Here is a 6,000-nt window from a genome sequence, read left to right as displayed (position 1 = left end):
TCGACAGACGCTCATCTCGATCCGATCAAACGCCTTACACAGCGTGGAAGGCGCGGGGAGATCGGCCTCGTCAAGGCCGATCTCCCCTGTTATTTGCGGCATCTCCTTCAACAGATCGATTGTCATCCGGTAGGACGTATCGAGATAAATCCGGAGACAATGCAGCGAAACGAGGGCATAGTCGGCGAATCCGCCGCCGCCCTGCGGGGCGGCGGATTCGCCTCGTTCACCCGTAACTCTTTGTGCAATCGAGACGCAACGCTCGGTGAAGCGGGAGATTTTCGTCATGGACAACCGAGGTCTCTCCGCTTCAACTCCTTCGATTTACTGACCTCCCCCGACGCCGTCTAGTGATTCAACGCAGCCCGAGAAAGTTAAGAAGCTGGTCTTCGTGGATTTCATTGTCTGCTTGCTGCTGTTTGCTAGGCACATTCGCAGCAAGCAGACGTTCTAACTAACCGGCTTTGTGAAGTACTGAGAATACCGATCAGAACGAGAAACCGTTTCGATCGCTTCGATTCTGCACTCATCAATTCATGAAACGCTTCAGCTAGTGGTTAAACCAGATCTACTGTCTTTTCTGACAGTCGCCAATTTGTGTAGAGTGACGTGACGAATCCAATTACTCCTCGAGAGTATTAATAAGGGATTCGTGACGACGACGAAACTCATCTGTCGATTGTAGTCTACAAAAAACTCGGTATGGGTCGCCAGTGACCAATTCAGGCCCGGGTGCCCGTCGATTCCGGAGTGACCCGGCGGTGCTTTGCCCACGAGCCGACTGCGCCGCCCAGAGCACCGGGGATGGCGTAGAAAGCGAGCATCAGCAGGCCGAGTACGAGCACGCTGAACGATGCGACGAGGCCTGCGAAGAGCAGGGTAGTGAACGTCGCAAGGGCTAACAGGACCAGCGACCCGAAGACGGTGGCGATACCGCCGTGGGTTGCACCGGAACTGATCGTCCCGCCAGCGAGGTATCCGGCGGTGAGGCCGCCGAGTAATCCGATTCCTCCCCAGTACAGGAGCACGACTGATGCTTCCGATCCGACATAGATGAGGCCGCTGATGAACCCTAATGCGAGGGTCACGACGAATCCAGTGATGACTGCGGTCCAGTTTATCCTCATGATCAAATGTTACTATGCTGTCAGTGGATATAAACCTCCTTCCAGCAAAGAAGGATAGTAAAATTAAACCGACTGACTAGGTTTTCACACTCGTTGGCTTCGCCAACCACGATGGACACGAGTACCAAAATGGTATCCCGAATGATGCTAATCGCTCGCCCCAGTATTAGTTCGACACCGCTCTGGGATGGGGAATTGGACCCTGACCTCGAAACAACCCCGTCCGACTTCTTCAAAAACTGTGTAGTCGATGCTTCCTCGTCGAGAGCCCCGAGAAGGTGCTCTCGCGCTCCTCGGATATCAAGACTTGTACGAGGAGCATATGGTGTAAAGGACATCGGTGGTAATAACCGATCATTCAATTGGAATTTACATAATGTCTTACCCGAGGAGGTTCTGGAGCGTCAGGACGACGAACAATATGATCACCACCTCAGAGATGATCCACGAGTTGTCGTTCATCCAGTCGCGGATCTTCGGGAGTGCAGCTTCTGCCCGCTCGCCCAAGACGAGCACGCCGAGCGACGGAAGCACTAAGATGAAGAGTGTGAGCAGGACGAACCCAGCCGCGTCTGTGACCGGATCGCCGTTCGCCGCAAGGTAGGTGCCGACGCTCATCGAGGTGACGATGTCGGTCGGAAAAAACCCCAACAGGAGGAATCCCAGTCGAAACGAGAACCGCGGTGACGCGCTGGTCAACTTACCCATCCACTTCGGCGGTTCGGACACGTTCCGCTTTCGGTAGGTCTCCACCGCCGCGTAGAGGAGGAGGAGGACGACGACGAGGTAGAGCAATTGCTGCGCACTCGACCCTAACAGTCCACCACCTCCGCCGCCGAGACTGTTGCCGAGGAGGTATGCGACGACGACGACGAGACTGATCGAGAGAGACGCGCCGAGGACGTATGCCGCAGAGTTCTTCCGCCACTGTTCGCTCGTAGCAAGGAAGATGGGCGAGAGTATCTGTGGACCTGCGATCATTACGATAGCCAATGGGAGAACCTGTATGAGGCTCATCGCTGGAACTCACCGTGATTTGATTCGCTTTCGCCGTCAAGGCGTTCTATTTTTATAACTAATCCATCATATATCATTGCGAACGTACAGTGAGTTCGTCGAATCGGCTACTGAGAGCCATCCAACGGGCGTTTCGTCTTCGCTGAGGGGTAGACAAGCACGCCGAGCACCATGCTCAATGAGGCGATGAACGTGGGCATCCAGAACCGGGTTCGTGGCTGCGTGTGCGGTTCCTCCGGACACAGATTATTCATAACAGACTCAACGCAAAGAAGGTACCTTCGATGTGTTTTTTCATTTGAATTTCCATGAGAATTCCCACCACCAATCGACAAGTATCTTTTTGCTAGTTGGAAAAATTGTCGTCAATTCTGATGTTCAATGAGATGATGACATTCATCGAAGGAGACGGTTCCTGTCCGTTCTTTCGTATCAAATTAGCTGGACAGAACTCCATTTTCCGTCCTGCCCGATACCGTTGTCCCTCCGATCGGCGAATCCGGCGGCTCGTCCTCAGAATTCTGGGCTCCGATGAATCCGACACGGATGATCACGTCACGGTCCAGGTGTTCGGTCAGATGGACATCGAACTGTTGGGCAAGGACATATGAAACTCATTGCACTAGCATTCGATAACGAGACTGGCGCACTCGAAGTGCGAGACAAGCTCTTCGAGTTGCAAAAACAGGAGTTGATCACGATGGACGACGCCGCCGTTGTAGTTCGAAATGAAGAGGGAAAACCGACGTAAAACAGGCTCAGAGTCTCGTCGGTACGGACGCCATGGGCGGTGCGTTCTGGGGACTGCTTATTGGCCTCATCTTCCTTGCACCAGTATTGGGAATGGCGGTCGGAGCAGTGTCTGGCGCGATGGGAGGGAAATTCTCCGACATCGGTATCGACGATGCGTTCATCAAAGAAGTTGGCGAGAAGATTGGCCCCGGCGAATCCGCGCTGTTCATGCTCGTAAGTGACGTTCAGCGGGACCGCGTCATCGAAGAACTCGATCCGTACAATCCCGAAGTCCTTGAGACGAATCTCTCACCAGAAGACGAAGATAAACTCCGCGAGCACTTCGCCGCCGACGAAGTGACCGCGTGAACGAGTGAAGATACCAGCTATAGACTGGTCAGATCCAAAACTAGTTCAGGTTTCTGTTGTTCATAACAGCATTTTCGTTCTGTTACTTAAAATGTCATCAGTCAACTAGATGATCTGTGTTGCTCCCAAATTCGGCTGGCTGAGAACCCTGCAATATGTGGCTGAGCCTGTCAGGCGGAAATATTCTAATTCCATACAACTGCTGATATCGGACGTTTAAGCGACACTAACGCCAATCTGGGTGGCTATGGGCCCTGACGGATTCGAACCTCGGTCGGAGCAAAGCTCCTCCCTGCTTCGAATCCGTCAGCGATCCACTCCGCGAGGCTCGCATCTGCTCGCCTCGCTCTATGGGCCCTGACGGATTCGAACCATCGACCACTCGGTTATGAGCCGAGCGCTCTAACCAGGCTGAGCTAAGGGCCCTCGAGTCGAACGAACCCGTCACGATAGTTAACGCTTGCTGTCTGTTTCGTCCGCGAAAAAGCGCCGGTTCGGCTACGCGGTCAGCGCCTCGAGTTCGTCCTCTGAGAGCGCCTCCTCGAGTTCCTCGTCGGAGTGGGACTCGAGGACGTCGGCTCGCTCCTCGGCGTCGAGCTCGGAGACGGATTCGAAGTGGTGGCACATAGCACTCGAGACTTCGGTTTCGAAGCCAATAAAGACTGTTGCGGGCGTGCCGACGGCTGGCGATCGCTCCGGCAATCACAGCGCGCGCCGCGGGAGGTTACTCGTCGTAGTCGGCGAGCGTCTGCTCGGTCGTTCCCTCGCGGTGGCGCGTCGCCAGTCCCGCGAGGTGGGGAGTCTCGGGGACGATCAGCTCCTCGCAGGCCGTTCGACAGGCGCCCGTGCTCCCCGGGAGACAGAACACCGGCGTGTCGACGGCGATGCCGGCGGTCGCCCGCGAGGACATCGCTCGCGTGCCGATCTCCTCCCACGACAGCGAGCGAAACAGCTCGCCGAAGCCGGGAAGTTCGCGTTCGAACAGCGACGACGTCGCCTCGGGAGAGACGTCGTCAACCGTAACGCCGGTGCCGCCCGTCGTGCAAACGACGTCGATATCCTGGCGGGCGACGAGACCCCGAACCGCGGTACGGATCGCGGAGTAGTCGTCCCGAACCAGCACGCGATCCCGGACCTCGTGACCCTCCGCTTCGAAACACTCCTGGATCGTGTCGCCGCCGGGATCGTCGGGATCGGCGTCAGCCGCCGCGGCTCGCGAACTCGAGACCGTGACGATCCCGACGTAGAGCGGATCGATGAGGTCGTGGCCGTGGTCGTCGGTGCTCCGCCGGTCGGCGCGATCGGTCGTCATACGCGTACCTCCAGACCGAAGGGCGATAACTCCTGTCCCGAGACCACGGCTCTCATCGGGCCGGCGCCTCCGGGTCGGCGCTCGAGATCGTCACCGTTTCACCCATCCCCGTCGGTGCGGGGTTCTCGTAGTCGCTCCAGTCGGCGGCCATCTCCTCGTCGGATAGCAGACAGTCGTCGAGCTGTGACTCGAGGGCGTCCCAGTCGACGTCACGGCCGATGAGCGCGAGCCGCACCTCCCGATCACCGTGCTCCTCGTCCCAGACGAGGCCGGGCTGGCCCCGACGGTACGTCTCCTGTCGTTCTTCGGCAAAGCTGGCGATCCAGCGGCCAGTCACCTCGAGCGTGGTCGCGGCGCCGGCGGTGCTCGTCGTGATCGCCTGGTCCTCGCGGCCGGCGATCCACGTCAGCCCCTTCGCGCGGACGAGCCCCTCGGGAAGCGAGCGCAACAGCTCGGTGAACCGTTCGGGGTGGAACGGACGGCGACGGTGATACCCCTCGACCTCGATCCCGTACCGTTCTGGCGGGTGCGCGTGGTCGTGAGTGTGGTCGCCATCGCTGTGGGTGTGGTCGCCGCCGCGAGCGTGGTCGCCACCGTCGCTGTAGTCGTAATTTCCGTCGGTCCCGTGCTCGCCCTCGTTAGCGTCGGCCTCGATCTGGCGCTTCCAGCCCGCCGAATCACGGACCGTCTCGAGCTCGAAACGCTCGACGCCGAGCAGGACGTCGGGTTCCAGATCGCCGTACTCGGCCGTCGCGATCTCCGCGCGCGGCTGGAGCGCCTCGAGCAGGGCGACGACTCGCTCGTGTTCCGCGTCGCTGACGAGGTCGCCTTTGTTCACCACGAGCAGGTCGCAGAACTCCACCTGCTCGAGGACCAGGTCCGAAAGGGGACGCGTTCCCTCCTCGTCGGCCCCTTGCTGGATCGGCATGTCGTCGCCGTCGGCGAACCGATCGTGGAACCGCCGCGCGTCGACGACGGTGACGACGGCCTCGAGGTCGTAGGGGCCGCCCGCGGGACCGCGGACGAACCGCCGGGCGATCGGTTCGGGCTCGCCGACCCCCGATGCTTCGACGACCAGGTGATCGAACTCGTGGCTCTTCCAGAGCTGGATCACGGCCCGGGAGAGCTCGCCGCCGAGGCTACAGCAGATACAGCCGTTCTCGAGGGCGACGACCTCGTCGCCGGTTTCGAGGTCGGTGCGCGCTTCCACCAGATCGGCGTCGACGTTGACCTCGCCGACGTCGTTGACCAGGACGGCGATCTCGCGGTCGGCGGACTCGAGCAGCCCCGAGAGCAGCGTCGTCTTCCCGGCGCCGAGCTCGCCACAGAGGATAGTGACCGGAACGGACATTGGATCGTTCGCTGGCGCGAGCACACGTCGGTCTTCCGATTCGAACCGGCCGAGTTCGGGGTCCATGCTATCATCTCAACGGCAGCTGGCAA

General features: G+C 59.0%; 5 protein-coding genes, 1 tRNA gene and 2 pseudogenes. 1 reads left to right on the top strand and 7 read right to left on the bottom strand.

Going from position 1 to position 6,000, the window contains the following annotated elements:
• The 3 genes and pseudogenes from GWG54_RS05250 to GWG54_RS05240 form a co-directional block, all read right to left on the bottom strand.
• Window positions 1-288 (bottom strand): annotated as a pseudogene (locus tag GWG54_RS05250) (IS5/IS1182 family transposase); the annotation flags it as partial.
• Window positions 289-722: 434 nt separating this feature from the next.
• Entirely contained in the window at window positions 723-1,127 is a 405-nt protein-coding gene (locus tag GWG54_RS05245) for a DUF5518 domain-containing protein (protein ID WP_167936770.1), read from the bottom strand.
• A 381-nt stretch (window positions 1,128-1,508) separates the two neighbouring features.
• Window positions 1,509-2,144: a GAP family protein gene (locus tag GWG54_RS05240; protein WP_167936769.1), complete on the bottom strand. Its 636-nt coding sequence runs from the start codon at window positions 2,142-2,144 to the stop codon at window positions 1,509-1,511.
• A gap of 607 nt (window positions 2,145-2,751) precedes the next feature.
• On the opposite strand from GWG54_RS05240, the pseudogene GWG54_RS21320 reads away from it, so the two are divergent.
• Window positions 2,752-3,245 (top strand): annotated as a pseudogene (locus GWG54_RS21320) (DUF1269 domain-containing protein).
• A gap of 351 nt (window positions 3,246-3,596) precedes the next feature.
• On the opposite strand, the gene GWG54_RS05230 reads toward GWG54_RS21320, so the two are convergent.
• The 4 genes from GWG54_RS05230 to GWG54_RS05220 form a co-directional block, all read right to left on the bottom strand.
• Window positions 3,597-3,671: transfer RNA gene (locus tag GWG54_RS05230), tRNA-Ile, on the bottom strand.
• A 72-nt stretch (window positions 3,672-3,743) separates the two neighbouring features.
• A complete protein-coding gene (locus tag GWG54_RS21145; protein ID WP_280842091.1) occupies window positions 3,744-3,872 on the bottom strand; it encodes a hypothetical protein in 129 nt (42 codons plus the stop codon).
• Window positions 3,873-3,969: 97 nt separating this feature from the next.
• Complete coding sequence (locus GWG54_RS05225) at window positions 3,970-4,557, bottom strand: molybdenum cofactor biosynthesis protein B (RefSeq protein WP_167936768.1); 588 nt, start codon at window positions 4,555-4,557, stop codon at window positions 3,970-3,972.
• 52 nt (window positions 4,558-4,609) lie between these two features.
• A complete protein-coding gene (locus GWG54_RS05220; RefSeq protein WP_167936767.1) occupies window positions 4,610-5,908 on the bottom strand; it encodes a GTP-binding protein in 1,299 nt (432 codons plus the stop codon).
• Window positions 5,909-6,000: the final 92 nt, after the last annotated feature.

The sequence above is a fragment of the Natronococcus sp. JC468 genome (genome assembly GCF_012163165.1).
In the GTDB taxonomy this organism is placed as follows: domain Archaea; phylum Halobacteriota; class Halobacteria; order Halobacteriales; family Natrialbaceae; genus Natronococcus; species Natronococcus jeotgali.
This window is presented reverse-complemented; position numbering and strand designations above follow the sequence as displayed.

What these genes read in the sequence shown, in the direction of transcription:
- GWG54_RS05240 (WP_167936769.1), bottom strand. Translation starts at nt 2,144, where the DNA reads ATGAGCCTCATACAGGTTCTCCCATTGGCTATCGTAATGATCGCAGGT.
- GWG54_RS05220 (WP_167936767.1), bottom strand. Translation starts at nt 5,908, where the DNA reads ATGTCCGTTCCGGTCACTATCCTCTGTGGCGAGCTCGGCGCCGGGAAG.
- GWG54_RS21145 (WP_280842091.1), bottom strand. Translation starts at nt 3,872, where the DNA reads ATGTGCCACCACTTCGAATCCGTCTCCGAGCTCGACGCCGAGGAGCGA.
- GWG54_RS05225 (WP_167936768.1), bottom strand. Translation starts at nt 4,557, where the DNA reads ATGACGACCGATCGCGCCGACCGGCGGAGCACCGACGACCACGGCCAC.
- GWG54_RS05245 (WP_167936770.1), bottom strand. Translation starts at nt 1,127, where the DNA reads ATGAGGATAAACTGGACCGCAGTCATCACTGGATTCGTCGTGACCCTC.